Origin of the sequence: Rhizobium sp. NPDC090275 (assembly GCF_044772225.1) — a bacterium.
Taxonomy (GTDB): Bacteria; Pseudomonadota; Alphaproteobacteria; order Rhizobiales; family Rhizobiaceae; genus Rhizobium.
The window spans coordinates 317,941-338,250 of record NZ_JBIVYL010000005.1 but is presented as its reverse complement, the minus strand read 5'-3'; the positions used below and the strand labels follow the sequence as shown (position 1 = coordinate 338,250).

General features: G+C 62.7%; 19 protein-coding genes and 1 tRNA gene. 7 read left to right on the top strand and 13 right to left on the bottom strand.

Annotation, left to right across the window (positions count from 1 at the left end):
* The 3 genes from ACIQUB_RS15510 to ACIQUB_RS15500 form a co-directional block, all read right to left on the bottom strand.
* Positions 1-1,512 (bottom strand): ABC transporter ATP-binding protein, encoded by a 1,512-nt coding sequence (locus ACIQUB_RS15510; RefSeq protein WP_402930502.1) that lies wholly within the window; start codon positions 1,510-1,512, stop codon positions 1-3.
* A 71-nt stretch (positions 1,513-1,583) separates the two neighbouring features.
* On the bottom strand, positions 1,584-2,576 hold the full coding sequence (locus ACIQUB_RS15505) for a BMP family protein (RefSeq protein ID WP_018899202.1): 993 nt from the start codon (positions 2,574-2,576) through the stop codon (positions 1,584-1,586).
* Between the two features lie 372 nt (positions 2,577-2,948).
* The gene (locus ACIQUB_RS15500; RefSeq protein ID WP_018899203.1) at positions 2,949-3,266 is read right to left on the bottom strand and encodes a hypothetical protein; all 318 of its coding nucleotides are present in this window, start codon (positions 3,264-3,266) and stop codon (positions 2,949-2,951) included.
* A gap of 227 nt (positions 3,267-3,493) precedes the next feature.
* Here ACIQUB_RS15500 and ACIQUB_RS15495 point away from each other — a divergent pair.
* Both ACIQUB_RS15495 and ACIQUB_RS15490 read left to right on the top strand, forming a co-directional pair.
* Positions 3,494-3,583 (top strand) — tRNA-Ser (locus tag ACIQUB_RS15495).
* A gap of 237 nt (positions 3,584-3,820) precedes the next feature.
* Entirely contained in the window at positions 3,821-4,540 is a 720-nt protein-coding gene (locus tag ACIQUB_RS15490; RefSeq protein ID WP_402930499.1) for a L,D-transpeptidase, read from the top strand.
* Between the two features lie 228 nt (positions 4,541-4,768).
* On the opposite strand, the gene pncB is transcribed toward ACIQUB_RS15490, so the two are convergent.
* The 10 genes from pncB to ACIQUB_RS15440 form a co-directional block, all read right to left on the bottom strand.
* Complete coding sequence (gene pncB / locus ACIQUB_RS15485) at positions 4,769-6,073, bottom strand: nicotinate phosphoribosyltransferase (RefSeq protein WP_018899205.1); 1,305 nt, start codon at positions 6,071-6,073, stop codon at positions 4,769-4,771.
* Positions 6,074-6,223: 150 nt separating this feature from the next.
* A complete protein-coding gene (locus ACIQUB_RS15480) occupies positions 6,224-6,535 on the bottom strand; it encodes a hypothetical protein (RefSeq protein WP_113239457.1) in 312 nt (103 codons plus the stop codon).
* An 85-nt stretch (positions 6,536-6,620) separates the two neighbouring features.
* Complete coding sequence (locus tag ACIQUB_RS15475) at positions 6,621-7,574, bottom strand: glyoxylate/hydroxypyruvate reductase A (RefSeq protein WP_113239456.1); 954 nt, start codon at positions 7,572-7,574, stop codon at positions 6,621-6,623.
* Between the two features lie 21 nt (positions 7,575-7,595).
* Positions 7,596-9,224: an ABC transporter ATP-binding protein gene (locus tag ACIQUB_RS15470; RefSeq protein WP_113239455.1), complete on the bottom strand. Its 1,629-nt coding sequence runs from the start codon at positions 9,222-9,224 to the stop codon at positions 7,596-7,598.
* Positions 9,224-9,691, bottom strand: coding sequence for a type II toxin-antitoxin system VapC family toxin (locus ACIQUB_RS15465; RefSeq protein WP_113239454.1), 468 nt, complete (start codon positions 9,689-9,691; stop codon positions 9,224-9,226). Before ACIQUB_RS15465 ends, ACIQUB_RS15470 begins: the two co-directional genes overlap by 1 nt.
* A complete protein-coding gene (locus ACIQUB_RS15460) occupies positions 9,691-9,969 on the bottom strand; it encodes a hypothetical protein (protein ID WP_113239453.1) in 279 nt (92 codons plus the stop codon). The genes ACIQUB_RS15465 and ACIQUB_RS15460 overlap by 1 nt, the downstream gene beginning before the upstream one ends.
* 70 nt (positions 9,970-10,039) lie before the next feature.
* A complete protein-coding gene (locus ACIQUB_RS15455) occupies positions 10,040-11,188 on the bottom strand; it encodes an ABC transporter permease (protein ID WP_113239452.1) in 1,149 nt (382 codons plus the stop codon).
* On the bottom strand, positions 11,188-12,279 hold the full coding sequence (locus ACIQUB_RS15450) for a microcin C ABC transporter permease YejB (RefSeq protein ID WP_113239451.1): 1,092 nt from the start codon (positions 12,277-12,279) through the stop codon (positions 11,188-11,190). Before ACIQUB_RS15450 ends, ACIQUB_RS15455 begins: the two co-directional genes overlap by 1 nt.
* Before the next feature lie 158 nt (positions 12,280-12,437).
* Positions 12,438-14,276: an extracellular solute-binding protein gene (locus tag ACIQUB_RS15445; RefSeq protein WP_113239450.1), complete on the bottom strand. Its 1,839-nt coding sequence runs from the start codon at positions 14,274-14,276 to the stop codon at positions 12,438-12,440.
* Positions 14,277-14,390: 114 nt separating this feature from the next.
* Positions 14,391-15,005, bottom strand: a complete 615-nt coding sequence (locus ACIQUB_RS15440; protein ID WP_113239449.1) for a TetR/AcrR family transcriptional regulator — start codon at positions 15,003-15,005, stop codon at positions 14,391-14,393.
* 51 nt (positions 15,006-15,056) lie between these two features.
* Between ACIQUB_RS15440 and ACIQUB_RS15435 the strand changes: the two genes are divergently transcribed.
* The 5 genes from ACIQUB_RS15435 (at position 15,057) to ACIQUB_RS15415 (ending at position 20,290) form a co-directional block, all read left to right on the top strand.
* The gene (locus ACIQUB_RS15435; RefSeq protein WP_113239484.1) at positions 15,057-15,629 is read left to right on the top strand and encodes a hydrolase; all 573 of its coding nucleotides are present in this window, start codon (positions 15,057-15,059) and stop codon (positions 15,627-15,629) included.
* Between the two features lie 129 nt (positions 15,630-15,758).
* Positions 15,759-16,832 carry a penicillin-insensitive murein endopeptidase gene (gene mepA / locus ACIQUB_RS15430; protein ID WP_113239448.1) on the top strand — a complete coding sequence of 358 codons (1,074 nt, stop codon included), beginning with the start codon at positions 15,759-15,761 and terminating at the stop codon, positions 16,830-16,832.
* Between the two features lie 105 nt (positions 16,833-16,937).
* The gene (locus ACIQUB_RS15425) at positions 16,938-17,321 is read left to right on the top strand and encodes a methylglyoxal synthase (protein WP_047506724.1); all 384 of its coding nucleotides are present in this window, start codon (positions 16,938-16,940) and stop codon (positions 17,319-17,321) included.
* A gap of 33 nt (positions 17,322-17,354) precedes the next feature.
* Positions 17,355-18,386 (top strand): glucokinase, encoded by a 1,032-nt coding sequence (locus tag ACIQUB_RS15420; RefSeq protein ID WP_113239447.1) that lies wholly within the window; start codon positions 17,355-17,357, stop codon positions 18,384-18,386.
* Between the two features lie 116 nt (positions 18,387-18,502).
* A complete protein-coding gene (locus ACIQUB_RS15415; RefSeq protein WP_111563123.1) occupies positions 18,503-20,290 on the top strand; it encodes an ABC transporter ATP-binding protein in 1,788 nt (595 codons plus the stop codon).
* Positions 20,291-20,310 lie beyond the last annotated feature (20 nt).

Sequence of the window (20,310 nt, the reverse complement as noted above, 5' to 3'; positions counted from 1 at the left end):
TCACGCGGCAATGCCGGCCATCATCAGGCCGAGGGTCTGTTCACCGGCATCGGGCGTCTTCTCGCCGACGACATGGCCGGCGAACATGACAAGGATACGGTCTGAAAGGGCGCGGATTTCGTCGAGCTCGACGGAGACGAGCAGGATCGCCTTGCCCGCGTCGCGCATCTCGATGATCCGGCGGTGAATGAATTCGATTGCGCCGATGTCGACGCCGCGCGTCGGCTGGCCGATGATCAGCGCCGTCGGGTCGCGCTCGATTTCGCGGGCGACGACGATCTTCTGCTGGTTGCCGCCGGAGAGGTTGGCGGTCTTCAGCCGTGGGTTCGGCGGCCGGATGTCGTATTTCTCGATCTTTTCCATCGCATCCTTGCGGATCGCTTCGAGATCGAGCAGCGGGCCCTTGCTGTATTCAGGTTTGCGGTGATAGCCGAGCACCGAATTTTCGTATTCCTCGAACTTCAGCACGAGGCCCATGTGGTGGCGGTCCTCGGGGATGTGTGCGAGGCCGAGCTCGCGCAGCCGCGCCGGATCGGCCTTGTCGATCGGCTGCCCGTCGAGCAGGATCTCGCCCGAATGCGGCTTGCGGATGCCCGCGATGGCTTCGAGAAGCTCCGACTGCCCGTTGCCGGCCACGCCCGCCACGCCGACGATCTCGCCGGCGCGTACGTCGAACGACACGTTGTCGACCATGACCACGCCGCGGTCGTCCTTCACCGTCAGATTGCGCACCGACAGGATGACCTTGCCGGGATTGGCCTCGCCCTTCTGCACGCGAAGGAGCACGCGCCGGCCCACCATCAGCTCGGCCAGTTCCTCGACCGTCGTCTCGGCGGTCTTGCGGGTCGCCACCATCTCGCCGCGGCGCATGACGGACACCGTATCCGTGATCGCCATGATCTCGCGCAGCTTGTGGGTGATGAGAATGACCGTCTTGCCCTGGTCGCGCAGCACTTTGAGGATGCGGAACAGGTGGTCGGCCTCAGCCGGCGTCAGAACGCCCGTGGGCTCGTCGAGGATGAGGATCTCGGCGCCGCGATACATGGCTTTCAGGATTTCGACGCGCTGCTGCAGGCCGACGGGGAGCTGCTCGATCAGCGCATCCGGGTTGACCTCGAGGCCGTATTCCTTTTCCAGCCGCTTCAGCTCGGCGCGTGCAGACGCTACGCCTCTGGCGAGCAGCGCTCCGCCCTCGGCGCCGAGCATGATGTTCTCGAGCACCGTGAAATTGTCGACCAGCATGAAGTGCTGGTGCACCATGCCGATACCGGTTGCGATCGCCGTCTGGCTGTCCTTGATCGTCACGGCCTGGCCGTTGACCCGGATCTCGCCCTGATCGGCGTGGTAGAAGCCGTAGATGATCGACATCAGCGTCGATTTTCCGGCTCCGTTTTCCCCGATGATGCCGTGGATCGATCCCTTGGCGACGGTGAGGTTGATGTCTTTGTTGGCGTGGACGGCACCGAATTTCTTGTCGATGCCCACAAGTTCGATAGCGGGCGTGTCAGTCACAGCAGGCTCCAGATACGAAAAGGGCGTATGGCGAAAATCAATTCCGCCATACGCCCAATTTCAGGCGCGGATCACTTCGGGCAGGCGTTGTCCGAGGTGTAATCGTGAACCTTGACGGTGCCCGCGATGATGTCTGCCTTGGCCTTTTCGACGGCGGCCAGCATTTCAGGCGTGATCAGCGCCTTGTTGTTGTCGTCGATGGCAGCAGCAACGCCGTCTTCCTTGACGCCGAGCGACTGCACGCCGCCGGTGAACTTGTCGGCCTTGGTGTCGGTGTAGGCGTTGTAGACGGCGAGGTCGACGCGCTTGACCATCGAGGTCAGGACCGAGCCCGGATGCAGGTGGTTCTGGTTCGAATCGACGCCGATCGAGAACTTCTTGTTGTCGGCGGCGGTCTGCAGAACGCCGAGACCGGTTGCACCGGCTGCTGCGTAGATCACGTCAGCGCCCTGGTCGATCTGGTTCTTGGTGAGCTCACCGCCGCGAACCGGGTCGTTCCATGCAGCACCCGTCGTGCCGGTCATGTTCTGGAACACTTCCATCTTGGCGTTGGCGGCGCGTGCGCCCTGCTCGTAGCCGCACTCGAACTTGCGGATAAGCGGAATGTCCATGCCGCCGACGAAGCCGACCTTGCCGGTCTTCGATGCCATGCCGGCGAGAACGCCGACGAGGTACGAACCTTCTTCTTCCTTGTAGACGACCGAGCGGACGTTCGGCTTGTCGACAACGGCATCAACGATGATGAACTTGGTGTCCGGGAATTCGGCGGCAACTTTCTCGATCGCCGAGGTCCAGGCGAAGGAGACTGCTACAACCGGGTTGAAGCCGCGGCTGGCGAAGTTGCGGATGGCCTGTTCGCCCTGCGTGTCGCCGGTCGGCTCGAAGTCGCGGTAGGCGATACCGGTTTCCTTCTTGAACTTCTCGGCGCCATTGTAGGCGGCTTCGTTGAACGACTTGTCGAACTTTCCGCCGGTGCCGTAGACCAGTGCCGGCTTGACGTCGGCAGCGAGCGCCGTCGTGGACATGGCAGCCACGGCAAGGACGGTCAGAAGGGATTTTTTCATTGTGCAGCCCTGTTGTTGCTATTTGTTAGGGGTCCTCCCGCAAGCCCGTTTTCAGGCATGTCTGCGGAACCACCGACCTCCCCCCGGAGGCCTGGCTTCGCGCATCCTTGCATGGCTCCAATGAAAATTCACGAGAAATTTTTCGGCTGGTAAAAAATTGCCGACATTGCGTAAAAACCGGCCAGTGCAATCGTTTTTTACGCAAAAGCACCGCTAAAATGCGATTTTTCTAGTCATTTGAGACGCCGCCATGCACCTCCAACCGCGCTGAACCTCGTGTCCGCATCATGCGCGCATGGCCGCCAAAGGGCATTCACCGCCACGTCAGGTAGCATAAATGCGGGCAAGTACGCTTGAGACCGGCGTCTTGGCCTAAGCCGCGAAACGGCCGGCCACCGGCGGTTTCTTGTACCCGGCCATCCACAGGAGGAGCGATAGCACGAGAAACACCGCGAAAGCCGGCTGCATCATCAGCCACTGGAAGGCGATCGTGTAGAAGCGGGGATGGATATAGTAGGCGATGGTCGATTGCAGCGCCTCGAAGGAGGATGCGCTCATGTCCTGCCAGGCATCGCCCATCGGCGTGATGACGACCGAGGATGCCGCCACGGACTGGATGCTGTCGATCGTTCCGGCAATCACCGCAACCGCCAGCGCGATCAGGCTCGCCAAACGCAAAAGGAAACGCATTACACTCTCCGCCACCGATCCGCCGGATTTGGCCCGGCCAGTTGCGCCCATTCTCCAAGACATCAAGACACTAGTGCCCTGCCGCCGGAACCGCAATGGACCGCATTCCGGCACTTTTGCTGGAAGAAGTCAAAAAACTGTTAGATTTAGGTTGATCCCTGAAAATTCCTCGGTATATATCGCGCCGTTCCAACGATTTGCGCCGAAGGGTGCCAAATCAAGCAGCAGGACAGGTGGCCGAGTGGTTTAAGGCGCACGCCTGGAACGCGTGTGTACGTGAAAGCGTACCGTGGGTTCGAATCCCACCTTGTCCGCCATTTCCTCGGAAATCGATGCTGCTATCTCCGTCTCCCCATTGACGTGTGATCGGCTAGTCAAAGCTGGCTTTCTGCGCCCTATGTAACGCGCTTCACGCCCCGTGTTGCATTCCGCCAACAGGCCCGCGCCGAAGCTCCCAAGCTCTTCTATATTTGCCCCAGCGAACACAATTTGGTCACCGATGCCCGGCCAGGGAGAGGGATCACAGCTTACCTCTCGCATTGGATACCCTGAAATTGCATAGCCTCTCCATTCTTCGGTCGCTTGTCGCGGCGGCCGGCGTTTCGCTGCTTGCGGCCTGCACGCAGCTTCCCTCCCAACCGGTCGACGTCGCCATGCCCAAGCCGCCGGCCGTCGAGGCCGCGGCACCTGTCGCCGAGGCCGTCGTTTCGCAGCCGGAGCGCCCGGTCGACAGGCCGGATTATCCGCTGATCTATGCCGATCTCGATGACAGCAACTATCGTCTCCCGGCCATCAGCTATTCAGAGGTCGATCCGCGCTATCTGCGCCAGGAGGTCGATTATCACAGCGACGAGCCGGCGGGCTCGATCGTCGTCGATACCGAGACCAAGTTCCTCTATTTCATCCTGAAGAACGACCGGGCGATCCGCTATGGCGTGAGCCTCGGCGCGCAGGGCCGCGCCTGGAAAGGGCGGGCGGTGATCCAGTGGAAGCGCAAATGGCCGACCTGGACGCCGACGCCGTCGATGATCGGCCGCAATCCGAAGCTCAGCGAGTGGAAAGAGGGCATGCCGCCGGGGCTCAGCAATCCGCTCGGCGCCCGCGCGCTCTATATCTTCCAGGATGGCCAGGACACGCTCTATCGCATCCACGGCTCGCCGGAATGGCGCTCGATCGGCAAGAACGCCTCTTCCGGCTGCGTGCGCATGTTCAACCAGGATATCATCGACCTCTACGACAGAGTCCGCGGCAAGGCGATCCTCGTCGTCAAGTAAGGTGGCTACGGGCGCCCAAAAGCGGGCGCCCGGTCGGCTCGAATGATCGGGATCACGAGGCAAGCACGGCCTGCCGCCTTGCGTATCCGCCAATATGCTGTAAACGCAGCGTCGGAACGCGACTGCCGTTAACTTAAGAACGGGGTCGGGCGGCAGATTGACGTCACGTCGCTGTCACGAGATCACGTGGCCGTTCCCTTGTCTCAAACACATGCGTTGTAACGCGTTTCAGACCAGAACGGCCTGATCGACCAGATCCTCGGTGCCGAAGAACTTCAGGTAGCGCTGCACTTCCTCAGGCTCGCCGGTCGCCTTCTGCGGGTTGTCGGAGAGCTTGACGGCCGGGCGGCCGTTGGCGTCGCTGACCTTGCAGACGATCGAGATCGGGTTGAGGCCGGAGATCTCGGTCGGCGCGCAGCCGGCGAAGTCGTTGGTGAGGTTGGTGCCCCAGCCGAAGCTCATGCGCACGCGGCCCTCGAAATGCTTGTAGGTGTCGATGATCGCATCGACATCCATGCCGTCGGAGAAGATCAGCATCTTCTGCCGGGGGTCGCGCCCCATCTTCTTCCACCATTCGATGATCTTCTCGCCGCCTTCGATCGGGGGCGCGCTGTCGGGGCGGAAACCCGTCCAGTCCGCCACCCATTCCGGCGCGTCGCGCAGGAATGCGGCGGTGCCGAAGGCATCGGGCAGCACGATCAGAAGGTTGCCGCCGTAAAGCTTGTTCCAGTCGCGCAGCACCTTGTAGGGCGCGTTGCGCAGCTCATCATCGGTCTCGGCAAGCGCGGCCGCCACCATCGGCAGCTCATGCGCGTTGGTGCCGACGGCTTCGAGGTCGTTGTCCATGGCGAGCAGCACGTTGCTGGTGCCGGTAAAGCCGGCGCCGATGCCTTCCTTCAGGGCCTCGACGCACCAGCGCTGCCACAGGAAGCTGTGGCGCCGCCGCGTTCCGAAATCGGAAATGCGCAGGCCCGGCAGTTCGCGCAGCCGCTCGACCTTCTCCCACATGCGCGCCTTGGCGCGGGCGTAGAGCACATCGAGCGTAAACGGCCCGAGCGCGCGTAGCGCTGAGCGCGAGCGCAGCTCGTTGATAATAGCGAGTGCGGGAATTTCCCACATCGTGGTCTCTTTCCACGAGCCGTGGAAATCGAGCCTGTACTGTCCGTCGCGCTTCGACAGCTCGTATTCCGGCAGCTGGAAATGCGAGAGCCAGGCCAGGAACTCCGGCTCGAAGATCTGCGCGCGGCCATAGAAGCTGTTACCCGCCAGCCAGATCATCTCTTTCTTGGAGAGCCGAAGCGTGCGCGCGTGGTCGAGCTGCGCGCGCAGTTCCCCCTCGTCGATCTCTTCGGCAAGCAGCACCCGCTTGGTGCGGTTGATGACGGTGAAGGTGGCGTTGACGTCGGGATAGAGCTTCCAGATCATCTGCAGCATCAACAGCTTGTAGAAGTCCGTATCGATCAGGCTGCGGACGATCGGGTCGAGTTTCCAAGCGTGGTTGTAAACGCGCCGTGCAATATCTGTCTTCGCCATCGATTCCACCCTATCCAATCCGGGTGCAGGCGCCGCGAACGGCGCAGGACAACCGGCCTGTGCGCTTTCTTATCGAAAACTGCGCCGGCAATGTCCAGAACAAATACAACCCCGTCATTTGCCCGAAAGCTTGGGCAAGCGTCGGCCCGCCTACTGCGCGTTTGTCTGCGGCGCGTTTGCGCGCCCGGCGGGCGTCGGTGCCTCGGTGCCGGACTGTCCGCCACCGCCTTGCGCCGGAGCGGGCTCCGCATTCGTGGGCTCGTCAGGCTGCGGCAGGTGATAGCGGCTCCATATCTCGACCGGAATCCAGACGGCGAACGCCAGAAGCAGGGCCGCGATCAGCATGCGTAAGATGCGGACGCTGGTCGGCGACTTCCGTTTGGTCCGCCCGGCCGTCGTGTCTTTTGGCGTCTCTTCGCGGCCGTTGTCTTCGCTCCACGGTCTCTCGATCCGCTCCACCATGCCTGCCCCTTCCCAAACCGGGCGGCATCGGCCGCCCTTCAAACATCAGGAAAAGAAACGGCCACCGGCAACGATGGTTCCCGCCTCAGTAACCGCGGTCGCGATCGACCACGTATTGCAGCGGCTGGCCTTGCTCGAAGCGGGCGATCTGCCGCTCCACATGGCGAAACAGCGCATTCTCCTCCGAACTCGCCGCATCATGCGGCGTGATGAAGACACCAGGCAGGTCCCAGAGCGGGCTTTCCGAAGGAAGCGGCTCGACCTCGAAGACATCGAGCGAAGCGCCGCCAAGCACGCCGGTTTCGATCGCCGAGACGATATCGGCCTCGACCTGGCTCTTGCCGCGCCCGGCATTGATGAACACCGGCTTTCCGAGCGCGCCGCCCTGGCGAAGCCTGGAAAACAGCGCGGCATTGTAGAATTTGGTCGTCTCGGGCGTCAGCGGCAGCAGCCCGACGAGGATATCGGTCTTCGAAAGAAAGGCGTCGAGCCCGCTTGCGTCGAATGTCTCGATGCCATCGATTTCTTTGGCCGTGCGCGACCAGCCGATGACGTTGAAGCCCATCACCGTCAGCTTCCTGACGGCATCCTGGCCGAGCACGCCGAGACCCATGACGCCGACGGTAAGCTCCGATGCCTCTGGCGCCACGTCGCTGCCCCATTCGCGCTTCCGCTGAAGCCGGTCGTGCTCCGCCTGCCCACGCTGGTGCATCAGGCACTGCATCACCACCCACTCGCTCATCCGCGTCGTCAGGCTATGGTCGACGAAGCGCACGATCGGCACATCCGGAAGGCCGGGCAGGTTCATGAAGCTGTCGACCCCCGCGCCGCCGGAAAAGATGACCTTCAGGTTCGGCGCCCGTTCGAAGAGATCCGCATCCGGCTTCCAAAGCAGCGCGTAGTCGAGATCGGATAGATCCCGGCCCTTCGTGCCCGGATCGGCGATATTGATGCTGCCGCGATCGAGAAAAGCGGTCTTGAGGATGCGCGCGACGGTATAGGGATTGAACTTGAGATCGACGAGAATGGGAGCTGGCATGTTGTCTGGGCTCTGATGTCGTTAGTGTTGCACTGCAGGCGTCGGCCGCGCCTCGATGTTGAAGGCCGCCGCCATCAGCGCCTTGGTGTAATCGTCCTTCGGCGCGCGGAAGATATCGGCCGATGGCCCCTGTTCCACCACCTTGCCGAAGCGCATCACGATCACCTCGTTGGCGAGCGCCTTCACGACCTTGAGATCGTGGCTGATGAAGAGATAGGCCAGATCGTGCTTCTGTTGCAGGTCGCGCAAGAGATCGACCACCTGCGCCTGCACGCTCATGTCGAGCGCCGATGTCGGCTCGTCGAGCATCACGAAACGCGGCTTCAGCACCATGGCGCGGGCGATCGCGATACGCTGCCGCTGGCCGCCGGAGAATTCGTGCGGATAGCGCCAACGGGTAGTCGGGTCGAGCCCCACCTCCTCCAGCGCCCAGCAAACGCGCCGGTCGCGCTCCTCGTAGGAAAGCCCGCGCTCGTGCACCTTCAGCCCCTCGGCGATGATATCGCCCACCGACATGCGCGGGCTAAGCGAGCCGTAAGGGTCCTGGAACACCACCTGCAACTGGTTGCGCAGCGGCCGCATCTCCGTAAACGAATAGCTGGCTATATCCTTGCCGACAAAGCTGATCCGCCCCTGCGAAGAGATCAGCCGGGTGAGCGCCAGCCCGAGCGTCGTCTTGCCCGATCCGGATTCGCCGACCACACCCAGCGTCTGCCCGGCGCGAAGCGAAAGATCGATCCCGTCGACCGCTTTCACATGGTCCACCACCTTGCGCATCAGCCCCGCCTTGATCGGGAACCAGACCTTGATGTCCGATCCCTGCATCACGATCGGCTTGGAACTGTCGGCAAGCGGCGGCTCGCCGCGCGGCTCGGAGGCCAGCAGGTGTCGCGTATATTGATGCTGCGGATTGGTGAACACCTCCTCGACTGTCCCGGTCTCGACGATCTTGCCCTTGGTCATCACGCAAACCCGGTCGGCGAACTTGCGCACGATGCCGAGGTCGTGGGTGATGAACAGCATCGACATGCCGTGCTGGCCCTTCAGCTGTCGCAAGAGCTCGAGGATCTGCGCCTGCACGGTAACATCGAGCGCCGTCGTCGGCTCGTCGGTGATCAGCAGTTCCGGGCGATTGGCGAGCGCCATGGCGATCATCACGCGCTGCCGCTGCCCGCCCGAGAGCTCGTGCGGATAGGCCTTCAGCCGCTTCTCCGGCTCGCGGATACCGACCTGGTTGAGCAGCTCCAGCACCCGCGTGCGCGCCGCCTGTCCCTTGATTCCCTGGTGCAGTTCGAGGATCTCGGCGATCTGCTTCTCGATATTGTGCAGCGGGTTGAGCGAGGTCATCGGCTCCTGGAAGATCATCGTGATGTCGTTGCCGCGCACCTCGCGCAGCACCTTGTCCGATGCCTTCAGGAGATCCTTGCCCTTGAACAGGATTTCGCCGGAGGGATGGCTGGCCGAGGGGTAGGGGAGCAATCGCAGGATGGAATTGGCCGACACCGATTTCCCCGAGCCGGACTCTCCCACCAGCGCTACCACCTCGCCCTTGTTGACATCGAAGGAAATGCCATCGACAGCCACTGAAGTCGCGCCCCCCTGGTGGAAGGCGACGGAAAGATTGCGGACGGACAGCAAGGGTTCGGACATCAGGACAGGCTCTCAATCAGGGAGGTCAGGGTGGCGTCGTCGGGTTTGGCAAGGGCGAAGGGAAGGGCCTCGTTCGGCCCCGGTCCGATCCGCTTGTCGGAAGAGAGGAGGTGGGTGCAGCCGCCGCCGATCGCCGTCGCCACGTGAACGGCGTCGGGGAGCTTGCGGGCTGGATTGGTAGCTCGGTGCCGAGCGGCCGATAGAAGAATGTCGCGGGTGACCGGCTGGATGTCCAGCCAGGAGCCGCTGAAGACTTGGTGATAGAGGCCGACCAGCCAGGCATTGTTTTGGCGATAGGGCAGCACCAGAAGTTCGGCCAGTGTCAGTTCACTCGTCACGAAACGTGGCGGGTTCTGTGCTTTGGCTTTGGACATTATCAAGGTCGCCTTGACCGCGACGTCGCTTTCCGTCTCGAACGCAAGAATGAAAAGGTTGGTGTCGAGATAGATCCGACCGAACTGATCCATCAATAGTCCCACTCGTCGCGAAGCTCACGAATGCGGGCAACAGCCTCTTCCTCGGTAACGCGTGGACGACCCAGGGCAAGATAGCGCTCGCGCAGAGCCATCAGTTCATGCGCCTCGATAGGTCCGTCGCGCAGCAGCGGATCGTCGTTCTGCGCCGCACGACTTGCCTGCGGCTCGGATTCGACGACCACACGCACCGTCGCCACGTCCCCCAATCCCTCCCTCAAATCCTCGGGAAGGTTGGCGACAGGATAATGATCACGCACAATCTTGTTCATGACAGCCGTGCTCCGCAGGTTGCTTTAAAATCAACTCTACCCGCAAACCCCTGCCATGACGAGGCCGCCCTCATCCGAACGTCTTTCTCGGATCGAACGCATCGCGCACCGCCTCGCCGATGAAGATCAGCAGCGACAGCATGATCGACATCGCGAAGAAGGCCGTCAGGCCCAGCCATGGTGCCTGCAGGTTGGCCTTGCCCTGGGCGATCATCTCGCCGAGCGAGGGTGAGCCGGGCGGCATGCCGAAGCCGAGGAAGTCGAGCGAGGTCAGCGTCGTGATCGAGCCGGAGAGGATGAAGGGAAGGAAGGTCAGCGTCGCCACCATCGCGTTCGGCAGAAGGTGCCGCCACATGATCGTGCGGTTGCCGACGCCAAGCGCGCGTGCTGCCCGGACATATTCGAAATTGCGGGCTCTCAGAAACTCCGCGCGCACCACGCCCACGAAGCCGACCCATGAGAACAGCAGCATGATCCCGAGCAGCACGAAGAAGCCAGGCGGCAGTAGCGAGGCTATGATGAGGAGAATGTAGAGTACCGGCATCGACGACCAGATCTCGATGAAGCGCTGCAGCAAAAGGTCGGTCCAGCCGCCGTAATAGCCCTGGATGGCGCCGGCGCTGACGCCGACGACCGCCGAGCAGATGGTCAGGATAAGGCCGAACAGCACCGAGATCCGGAAGCCATAGATCACGCGGGCAAGCACGTCGCGCGCCTGGTCGTCGGTGCCCAGCCAGTTGAGGTTGCTCCACGTGCAGTTGGGATCGTCCACCCCTTGGGGATAGCCCGAGCAGCGCTCCTGCTCGCTCATCATCCAGAAGGGCGCGGTTGGCGCCGAGTGCGGGATGTTGGAGTTCACCGAGCGGTAGGAATAGCGGATCGGCGGCCAGATCATCCAGCCATTGGCCTTGATCTCGTCGGCGATCACGTCCGACCGATAATCGGTCTCTGCCAGGAAGCCGCCGAACTTCTCCTCGGGATAATTGACGAGAACCGGAAACAGAATCTCGCCCTTGTAGGAGGCGATGATCGGCCGGTCGTTGGCGATGAATTCGGCAAACAGGCTGAGCCCGAAGATGAGAAGGAACAGCCAGAGCGACCAGTAGCCGCGCCGGTTGGCCTTGAAGTTCTTCCAGCGCCTTATGTTGGTGGGCGAGAGCAGCCCCTTGCGTGGCGGCTTGACGGGCGTGGCGGTCGCGGGCTTTGAGGCGGTGTCCATCACACGTCCCTCCGCTCGAAGTCGATGCGCGGATCGATCCAGGTGTAGATCAGGTCGGAGATCAGGCTGACGAAAAGGCCGAGCAGCGAGAAGATGTAGAGCGTCGCGAACACGATCGGATAGTCACGATTGACCACCGAGAGATAGCCGAGCCGCCCCAGCCCATCCAGCGAGAAGATGTTCTCGATCAGCAGCGATCCGGTGAAGAAGGCGGAGATGAAGGCGCCGGGAAAGCCGGCGATGATGATCAGCATGGCGTTGCGGAACACGTGGCCGTAAAGCACCTTGCGCTCGTTCAGCCCCTTGGCCCGCGCCGTCACCACATACTGCTTCTTGATCTCCTCGATGAAGGAATTCTTGGTGAGCAGCGTCGTGGTGGCGAACGCCGCCAGCGACAACGAGATCAGCGGCAGCGCCAGGTGCCAGAAGTAGTCGAGCGGCTTCTGCCACCAAGAAAGCTGGTCGAAATTGTCGGAGATGAGACCGCGCTGGGGGAACCAGTCGTAGAAGGATCCGCCGGCGAAGAGCACGATCAGCAGGATACCGAACAGGAAGCTCGGAACGGCATAGCCGATGATGATCACGCCCGAGGTCCACACGTCGAAGGTCGAGCCGTCCTTCACCGCCTTGCGGATGCCGAGCGGAATGGAGATGCCGTAGGAGAAGATCATGATCCAGATGCCGAGCGAGGCCGAGACCGGCAGCTTTTCCTTGATCAGCTCGAGAACGGACGTGCTGCGGAAGAAGCTCTCGCCGAAATCGAGGCGGATATAATTCCACATCATCTCGCCGAAACGCGTCAGCGGCGGCTTGTCGAAGCCGAACTGCTTCTCGAGCTTCTTGATCAGCTCCGGATCGAGCCCCTGCGCGCCGCGATATTTCGAGCCGCCTTCATCCATACCCGATCCCATCAGGTCGCCGCCGCCACCCGAGAGGCGGGCGTCGGCCCCCTGCGCATCGCCCGTCAGCTGCGCGATCACCTGCTCGACCGGCCCGCCCGGCGCGAACTGGATGACGGTGAACGAGATGGCCATGATGCCGATAATGGTCGGGATCATCAAAAGCAGGCGGCGAAGGATATAGGCTCCCATCAGCGAGCGGCCTCCGGGGAGTTCTGTCGTAGGCTGTCCAGTCTATCGCCGCTCAATCGTCAAGCCTCCCGCTGCCGGTCCGTACCGGCGCTGATCATGGTCCGAAGTGATTCGGTAGGCCCATTTGGAGCCCAGCCGTCAGGCCAATGCAAGTCCGCTCATTTCTTGGCGGAAGACGACCACCAGACGTCGGGGAAACCGGTCGAATAGGTCGGATATTCGGCCGGCCGGGTGATCGTGTTCCAGTAGGTGATCGACTGCGTGCCACGATAAAACAGCGGGATCACATAGTGTCCCGCCATCAGCACGCGGTCGAGCGCCTTGATCGACGCCACCTGCTCATCGCGGTTGGGCGCGAAGATCACCATGCGGGTCAGCGCGTCGACCGCCGGGTCGGAAATGCCGGAATAATTGCGCGAGCCCTGCTGGTTGGCGGAACCCGAGCCCCAGTAGTCGGCCTGCTCGTTGCCGGGGTTCATCGTCTGCGCCCACACGTTCCAGATCATGTCGTAGTCGAAGCTGCGGACGCGATTGGTATATTGCGAGGCGTCAACTGTGCGCACCCGCGCATCGATGCCGATCTTCTTGAGATTGTTGGTATAGGGCACGGCCCAGCGCTCGAGCATCGGGCTTGAAAGCAGGATCTCGAAGCTCATCGGCTTGCCGGTCGCGGTATTGACCATGCGGTTGCCCTTGATCTCCCAGCCCGCTTCCTTGAGCAGCTTGATCGCCGTGCGCAGGTTGTCGCGGCTCTTCTGCGGGTCGCCGCCGACAGGGTTGGAATAGGCCGTGGTGAAGACTGAAGGCGAAAGCTTGTCCTTGAGGCCGTTGAGAATCTCCAGCTCGCGCCCCTCAGGCAGGCCGGAGGAGGCGAGCTCGGTGTTCCAGAAATAGCTGTCGATGCGCTTGTAGCTGTTGAAGGCGACGGTGCGGTTTAGTTCCTCGAAGTCGAAGCCGTAGTTCAGCGCCTCGCGCACCTTCTCGTCCTTGAAGATGTCGCGGCGCGTGTTCGGCACCAGCGCCTGCATGATGCCAGTGGCGCGCAGCGCATTCGGCACGTCCTCCTTCTTCACGCGGCCTTCCTTGACAGCGGGGAAATCATAGCCGGTCGCCCAACGCGCCGCCTGCGTCTCCTGCCAGAAGTCGCTGTTGCCGGCGCGGAAGGCCTCGAACTCCACGTCCCGGTCGCCGTAATACTTGTAGGTGATCGAGCCGAAATTGTTCTGCCCGACATTGACGTTGAGGTCCTTGCCCCAATAGTCGTCGCGCAGCTCGTAGCGGATCGTGGCGCCGGCCGTGAAGGCGGCGATCTTGTAGGGGCCGGAGCCCATGACAGGTTCCAGCGTGGTCTTGGCGATATCGCGCGGCTTGCCGTCAGGCCCGGTGCCCTCCCACCAGTGCTTCGGCACAACCACCAGCTGGCCGAGGATATTGGGCAGTTCCTTGTTGTTCTTCTCGTCGAAGGTGAAGGTCACGTCGCGCTCGCCTGATTTCTCGGCTTTCACCACGTGCTTGTAGTAATTGGAGGCGAGCGGGTTGAGCTCCTTCACCTTGTCGAAGCTGAAGATCACGTCATCCGGCGTGACGGGCTTGCCATCCGCCCACTTCGCCTCGGCGCGCAGCCTGAAGGTCGCGCTCGAGACGTCGTCGGGATAGGAGACCCCTTCCGCCAGCAGCCCGTAGGAAGCGAGCAACTCGTCGTCGGCCGATTTCATCAGCGTCTCGAACGGCAGCGTCAGGCCGACGGCGGCCTCGCCCTTGGAAAGCAGCGGATTGAACGTGTCGTAGGTGCCGGATGCCGAAAGCCTCAGATTGCCGCCCTTCGGCGCATCCGGATTGACGTAGTCGAAATGCTTGAAGCCCGGCTTGTATTTCAGCTCGCCGATGGTGGAGGTTCCGATCCGGAAGGCCGGCTCCTGGGCGACGGCCTGCAAGGGCAGGGCGGCAGCGCCCAACAGAGAAAACACCAAACCAAGTCTCGACCACGCACGCGCCATTCGCCAGCCCCAATTGTTTCGCTTTTTTCGAGGATAGGCGAAATGCTGGCGAAAAACAGGTGACGCAACCTTTTTTGTCCGGCTTCGCGCAAATGTGAGCGCAAGCCCGGCTGCTCAGGCCGTCGCTTCCTCCAGCCTTTTGCGCAGCATCCCCCGCAACTCCGCCACCATGCGGGGATCGCCGCCGATATCGGGATCGTGCGCCGCCGTCACGATGATCCTCAGCAGTTCGAGCACCAGCGCCGACAGAAGGTCGAGATCGTCGCCAACAGAAGGGCTCGCCTTCTGCAGCAGCGCCTTGATATTACCGCGCAGTTCCGCCCGCGATTTCACCTTGCGCTCCTTGGGGATATCGCGCCGCGCCGCCAGCACCGGAAATTCGCGGTAATCCTCGAGAAAGCTGCCAAGCCGCGCGAAGATCGCGTCGCCGATCTCCGATGCCCGCTTGCCGTCGACCTCGTTCTGCAGGTCGACCAGCGCGGCGTTCAGCTGCCGCATCCGCTCGATATGCAGCGCTTCGGCCAGCACTGGCTTGGTCGGGAAGAACTGGTAGAGCGAGCCGATAGAGGATTTCGCCTCGGCGGCGATCTCCGTCATCGTCGCGGCCTCATAGCCCTTCTCAAGAAAAACCTTGGCGGCCGCCTCGGTCAGAATGGCAACGCGCTCGTGCCCGCGCTTCTGCTTCGGCGAACGATCGATCGGATCGGCACTTGATTTTTGTGAGGGCATCCTCATATTTCCAATTGCGAGGATATCCTCATGTTTATTCCGGAGCCTTCCATGTCCCTCTACGATCCCAAGACCACCGCCCTGATCTCCATCGATCTGCAGGGCTTTATCATTTCCCGGCCCGTCGCGCCTCATTCCGCTCAGCAGGTGATCGAAAATACCGCCGCGATCGCCAAGTCGCTGAAAGCGGCCGGCGGCACGACCGTCTTCGTCACCATCGGATTTTCCGCGGACTATGCCGATGCTGTCAACCAGCCGACCGACGAACCGATCGCCTTCCCACAGGGTGGCTTGCCGGCCGAAGCGCTGCGCGAACCGCCAGAGATCGCTGACCTGACGCCGGATGTGCGCATCACCAAGCATCAATGGAGCGCCTTTTATGGCAGCGAGCTCGACCTGCAGCTGCGCCGCCGCGGCATCCGGACGGTCATTCTCACCGGTATCGCCACCAACTTCGGCGTCGAGGCCACGATCCGCGATGCCTTCGCCCATAATTACGCGGTCATCGCCGCCGAGGATGCGATGACGACGTTCACCGCCGAGATGCACGCCTTCGCCTGCGAGCGCATCTTCCCGCGCCTGTCGCGCGTCCGCAAAACCGCCGACATCCTCGCCAACACCTGAGTGCGGCGCTGCCGGCCGACGCGATGTCTCGCAATCGCCCGCGAAAAACATCGATTCACCAGAATCGCATTTCACGGTAAAACGGGTGCAAATCACTCGACCTTGGTCGGCAGTAGTTCAGGATACGGCATGGCTTTCCGCATCGCGCAGGCGCTCTCTTCAATCGGTAAACTGGCACTGGCCACTGCGATCGGCGCCAGCCTTATCGCCGGCGATGTCGCCGCCCAGCAAAAGCAGCCGAGCCCCGGCAGCGCCAAGGCGATCTTCGGCGGCGTTCAGCTTCCGACACAAGGTGCTCCGCAACCCTATGGCTTCTACGCCAAGGGCTGCATGGCCGGCGCCGAGGCGCTTCCGACCGATGGTCCGAACTGGCAGGCTATGCGCCTGTCGCGCAATCGCCGCTGGGGCAATCCGGCCATGCTCTCCACCATCGAGCAGCTGTCGCGCGATGCCGCCAAATATGATGGCTGGCCCGGCCTGTTGGTCGGCGATATCGCCCAGCCGCGCGGCGGTCCGATGTTCAACGGCCACGCCTCGCACCAGATTGGCCTCGACGCCGATATCTGGCTGACGCCGATGCCCAACTTCCGCATGACGGCGGAACAGCGCGAGGCGCTGCCTTTCACGACCATGCTGCAGAAGAACGCCTTCCTGACGATCAACCCGAATGTCTGGACGCCGGCCCATGCGCGTCTCCTGATGCGCGCTGCGAGCTATCCGCAGGTCGAGCGCATCTTCGTCAATCCGGCGATCAAGAAGAAGATGTGCGACACCTGGACGGGCGATCGCACCAATCTCGGCAAGCTGCGCCCGGAATACGGCCACGATTCCCACTTCCACATTCGTATCAAGTGCCCGCCGGGCGCCGTCAATTGCAAGCCGCAGGCGCCCGTGGTGGCCGGCGATGGCTGCGACAAGTCGCTCGCCTGGTGGTTCAGCCCGGCGCCATGGGCCAAGCCCAAGCCGCCGAAGCCGGATGCCAAGCCGGTCAAGCCGCGCGAGGTCATGGTGTCGGACCTGCCCAAGGCCTGCCAGGCGGTTCTCGATGCGCCCTCGGTCTCCTCCGTGCGCGCCGCGACCTATGGCGGCCCTTCGGCCGCCGAAGTGCTCCGCGCTCAGCCCATTGACGCGCCGCCCGCCGCCAATGACGACGAGCTGCCCGATCGCGGCCCGATCCCGGATGACAAGCCCGCAGCGCAATGATGCCGGTTGAACACCGCGACACCGCTCTTTAAAACCCTGATCGCTTCGTATAGAAGCGGTCAAATCGATTGAATTATGCCAGTGAATTTAGAGGGGGAGCTTCTGATGGCCGGCCGCAAGTGCCTTGCGCTCATCGCGCATGACCAGAAGAAGGACGACATGGCGGAATTCGCCCGCCGCAACGAGGAGACGCTCAAGGCGAACTGGACGATCTTCGCGACCGGCACGACCGGCGGCCGCGTTCTCGATGCTGCTCCCTCGCTCGATGTCACCCGGTTGAAAAGCGGCCCGCTGGGCGGTGACCAGCAGATCGGCGCGCTGATTGCCACCGGCGAGGTCGATGCCCTGATCTTCTTCGTCGACCCGCTGACCCCCATGCCCCACGACGTCGACGTCAAGGCCTTGATGCGCCTTGCGATCGTCTATGATATCCCAATGGCACTCAACGAGGCCACGGCCGACAGGCTGATCGCCAATCTTCACGCATAAGCGGCGCGCGAACGCGCAACAACGGAACCTGCCATGCACCAGCTCGATACCAGCGACGCCTCCATGCCCTTCCCGATCCTGATCGGCGATATCGGCGGAACCAATGCCCGTTTCGCCATCATCGAGACGGCCGACGCCGAACAGGTCAATTTCCCGAACGTGCGCACCGCCGATTTCAAGACCATCGACGACGCCATCCGCGCCACCATCCTGGAAAAGAGCGCGATCAAGCCGCGTTCCGCCATCCTCGCGGTCGCCGGCCCGATCAGCGACGACGAAATCCCGCTGACCAATTGCGATTGGGTCGTGCGTCCGAAGTCGATGATCGAAAATCTTGGGCTCGAGGACGTTCTGGTCGTCAACGATTTCGAAGCCCAGGCGCTCGCCATCTCCGACCTGGCGCCGGAACACCGCGAACGCCTCGGCAATGCCGATGCCCATGAGGACATGGTCGCTTCCCGCGTCGTGCTCGGGCCGGGCACCGGCCTCGGCGTCGGCGGCCTCGTGCATGCGCGCGGCGTCTGGATCCCGGTTCCGGGCGAGGGCGGCCACGTCGATCTCGGGCCGCGCAGCAAGCGCGATCTCGAAATCTTCCCTTATGTCGAAACGATCGAGGGCCGCGTGTCGGCCGAGCAGATCCTCTCCGGCCGCGGCATCGTCAACCTCTATCGCGCCATCTGCACCGCCGATGGCATCGCGCCCAAGTACAGCGACCCTGCTGATATCACCTCGCATGCGCTGGCCGAAAGCGACCCGGTTGCAGTCGAGACCATCTCGCTGTTTTCGACCTATCTCGGCCGCGTTGCCGGCGACATGGCGATGATCTTCATGGCCCGCGGTGGCGTGTTCCTCTCCGGCGGCATCAGCCAGAAGATCCTGGCCGCTCTGCGCAAGCCCGAGTTTCGCGCCGGTTTCGAGGACAAGGCGCCGCACACGGCACTGCTCTCGACCATCCCGACCTATGTCGTAACCCACCCGCTGGCCGCACTCTCCGGCCTCTCGTCCTACGCCCGCCGGCCCGACACCTTCGGCGTGTCGACCGATGGCCGCCGCTGGGGCCGATAGCCCCCCAGCGTCCGGCGCCCGGACAGACCTAGCCAAACGGGCGCCAACTCTTTATAGAGCCGCTCGAGCGCGGGCCGCAGCAGCGGCTCGCATGGTCACGAGACAGGAAGTCTTTATTGCGTTCATCCGATCCCCAGCAGCGCCCCGTCGACAGCGGCACGGTCACCGCCGTCTTGAAGCGCATCATCGCTGAAAACGGCCGCGAGCACATCTGGGGCTACGTCGTCGCCATCAGCTGTCTTGTCCTCGTCGCGCTATCGACGGCCTTTACCGCCTGGATCATGCGCTCGATCATCGACGAGGCCTTCGCCAACAGGCGCGCCGATGTCGTCTGGGTCATCTGCCTCTCTATCTTCATAGCCTTCGTCATTCGCGGTTTCGCGAGCTATGGCCAGGCGGTGGCGCTGTCGAAGATCGGCAACAACATCGTTGCCCGCTACCAGAGCCGCCTTTACGTGCATCTGATGACGCTGTCGGTCGGCTATTTCAACGAGGCGCGCTCGGCCCGCATCGCCGCCCAGGTCAGCCAGAATGTCGGCGGCATCCGCGATGTCCTCAACCTGACGATCACCTCGACCGCCCGTGACCTGCTGACCTTCGTCGCCCTGCTCGGCGTCATGGTCTATCAGGACCCGCTGCTCAGCGTCGCCGTCCTCATTCTCGCGCCGCCGCTGCTTCTGGCGCTGCGCTATCTCTCCAAGCGCCTGCGACAGGCCACCAAGGAAGCGATCGATCTCAACAGCCACGTGCTCGGCGCCATGCAGGAGACCATTCAGGGCATCTCCATCGTCAAGGCGTTCACGATGGAGCGGCAGCTCGAGCAGAAGATCAACAAGATCATCGTCGCCGCCGAAGAGCGTGGCAACAAGATTGCCAAGCTGTCCGAGCGCAATGCGCCGATGACAGAAAGCTTCGCCGGTTTCGCCGTTGCCAGCGTTCTCGCCTACGCCGCCTACCGCTCGATTTATCAGAACGTGCCGCCCGGCGCCTTCTTCTCCTTCGTCACGGCGCTGCTGCTCGCCTATGATCCGGCCCGTCGCCTTGCCAAGCTGCAGGTGCAGATGGAGCGCGCCGCCGTCAACGCGCGGATGATCTACGAACTGCTCGACATGGAGCCGCGCCAGCGCGACCTGCCGGATGCCAAGCCCCTCGTGGTCACCGAAGCCCGCATCGAGCTCAAGGATGTCGCTTTCGCCTATGGCAACGACAATGTGCTCGATGGCGTCAACATGGTCGCCGAAGGTGGCAAGACCACCGCGCTCGTCGGCCCCTCCGGCGCCGGCAAGTCGACCATCATCAATCTCATCCCGCGCTTCTATGATCCGAAGGCCGGCCAGATCCTGATCGATGGCCAGGACATCGCCCATGTGACCAAGAAGTCGCTGCGCGAGCAGCTGGCCTATGTCTCGCAGCAGCCCTATCTGTTCGAAGGCTCGATCCGCGACAACATCCGCTATGGCCGTCCCGACGCCAGCGATGCCGAGGTCGAGGAGGCAGCGCGTCTCGCTTACGCCCACGACTTCATTCTCGCCCAGCCGGAAGGCTACGACACGCCGGTCGGCGAAAACGGCGTGACGCTTTCGGGCGGCCAGCGCCAGCGCCTGTCGATCGCCCGCGCTCTGGTGCGCAACGCCCCGATCCTGCTGCTCGACGAAGCGACCTCCGCGCTCGACACCGAATCGGAAGCAGCCGTCCAGAAGGCGCTCGACGAAGCCATGACCGGCCGCACCGTGGTCGTCATCGCCCACCGTCTTTCGACCGTGGTGCGCGCCGACAAGATCGTCGTCATGCAGCAGGGCCGCGTCGTCGAAGAGGGCAATCACGAGACGCTTGCGAAGCGCAGCGACGGTCTTTACGCTCGCCTCAACAACCTTCAGAGGCCCGCGGCCTCCGAGACTTTCTGATACGTGAATGATGGACGCCT

Coding starts and splice junctions, on each gene's coding strand:
- ACIQUB_RS15505 (WP_018899202.1), bottom strand. CDS start 2,576: ATGAAAAAATCCCTTCTGACCGTCCTTGCCGTGGCTGCCATGTCCACG.
- ACIQUB_RS15500 (WP_018899203.1), bottom strand. CDS start 3,266: ATGCGTTTCCTTTTGCGTTTGGCGAGCCTGATCGCGCTGGCGGTTGCG.
- pncB (WP_018899205.1), bottom strand. CDS start 6,073: ATGGCGAAGACAGATATTGCACGGCGCGTTTACAACCACGCTTGGAAA.
- ACIQUB_RS15480 (WP_113239457.1), bottom strand. CDS start 6,535: ATGGTGGAGCGGATCGAGAGACCGTGGAGCGAAGACAACGGCCGCGAA.
- ACIQUB_RS15475 (WP_113239456.1), bottom strand. CDS start 7,574: ATGCCAGCTCCCATTCTCGTCGATCTCAAGTTCAATCCCTATACCGTC.
- ACIQUB_RS15470 (WP_113239455.1), bottom strand. CDS start 9,224: ATGTCCGAACCCTTGCTGTCCGTCCGCAATCTTTCCGTCGCCTTCCAC.
- ACIQUB_RS15465 (WP_113239454.1), bottom strand. CDS start 9,691: ATGGATCAGTTCGGTCGGATCTATCTCGACACCAACCTTTTCATTCTT.
- ACIQUB_RS15460 (WP_113239453.1), bottom strand. CDS start 9,969: ATGAACAAGATTGTGCGTGATCATTATCCTGTCGCCAACCTTCCCGAG.
- ACIQUB_RS15455 (WP_113239452.1), bottom strand. CDS start 11,188: ATGGACACCGCCTCAAAGCCCGCGACCGCCACGCCCGTCAAGCCGCCA.
- ACIQUB_RS15450 (WP_113239451.1), bottom strand. CDS start 12,279: ATGGGAGCCTATATCCTTCGCCGCCTGCTTTTGATGATCCCGACCATT.
- ACIQUB_RS15445 (WP_113239450.1), bottom strand. CDS start 14,276: ATGGCGCGTGCGTGGTCGAGACTTGGTTTGGTGTTTTCTCTGTTGGGC.
- ACIQUB_RS15440 (WP_113239449.1), bottom strand. CDS start 15,005: ATGCCCTCACAAAAATCAAGTGCCGATCCGATCGATCGTTCGCCGAAG.
- ACIQUB_RS15435 (WP_113239484.1), top strand. CDS start 15,057: ATGTCCCTCTACGATCCCAAGACCACCGCCCTGATCTCCATCGATCTG.
- mepA (WP_113239448.1), top strand. CDS start 15,759: ATGGCTTTCCGCATCGCGCAGGCGCTCTCTTCAATCGGTAAACTGGCA.
- ACIQUB_RS15425 (WP_047506724.1), top strand. CDS start 16,938: ATGGCCGGCCGCAAGTGCCTTGCGCTCATCGCGCATGACCAGAAGAAG.
- ACIQUB_RS15420 (WP_113239447.1), top strand. CDS start 17,355: ATGCACCAGCTCGATACCAGCGACGCCTCCATGCCCTTCCCGATCCTG.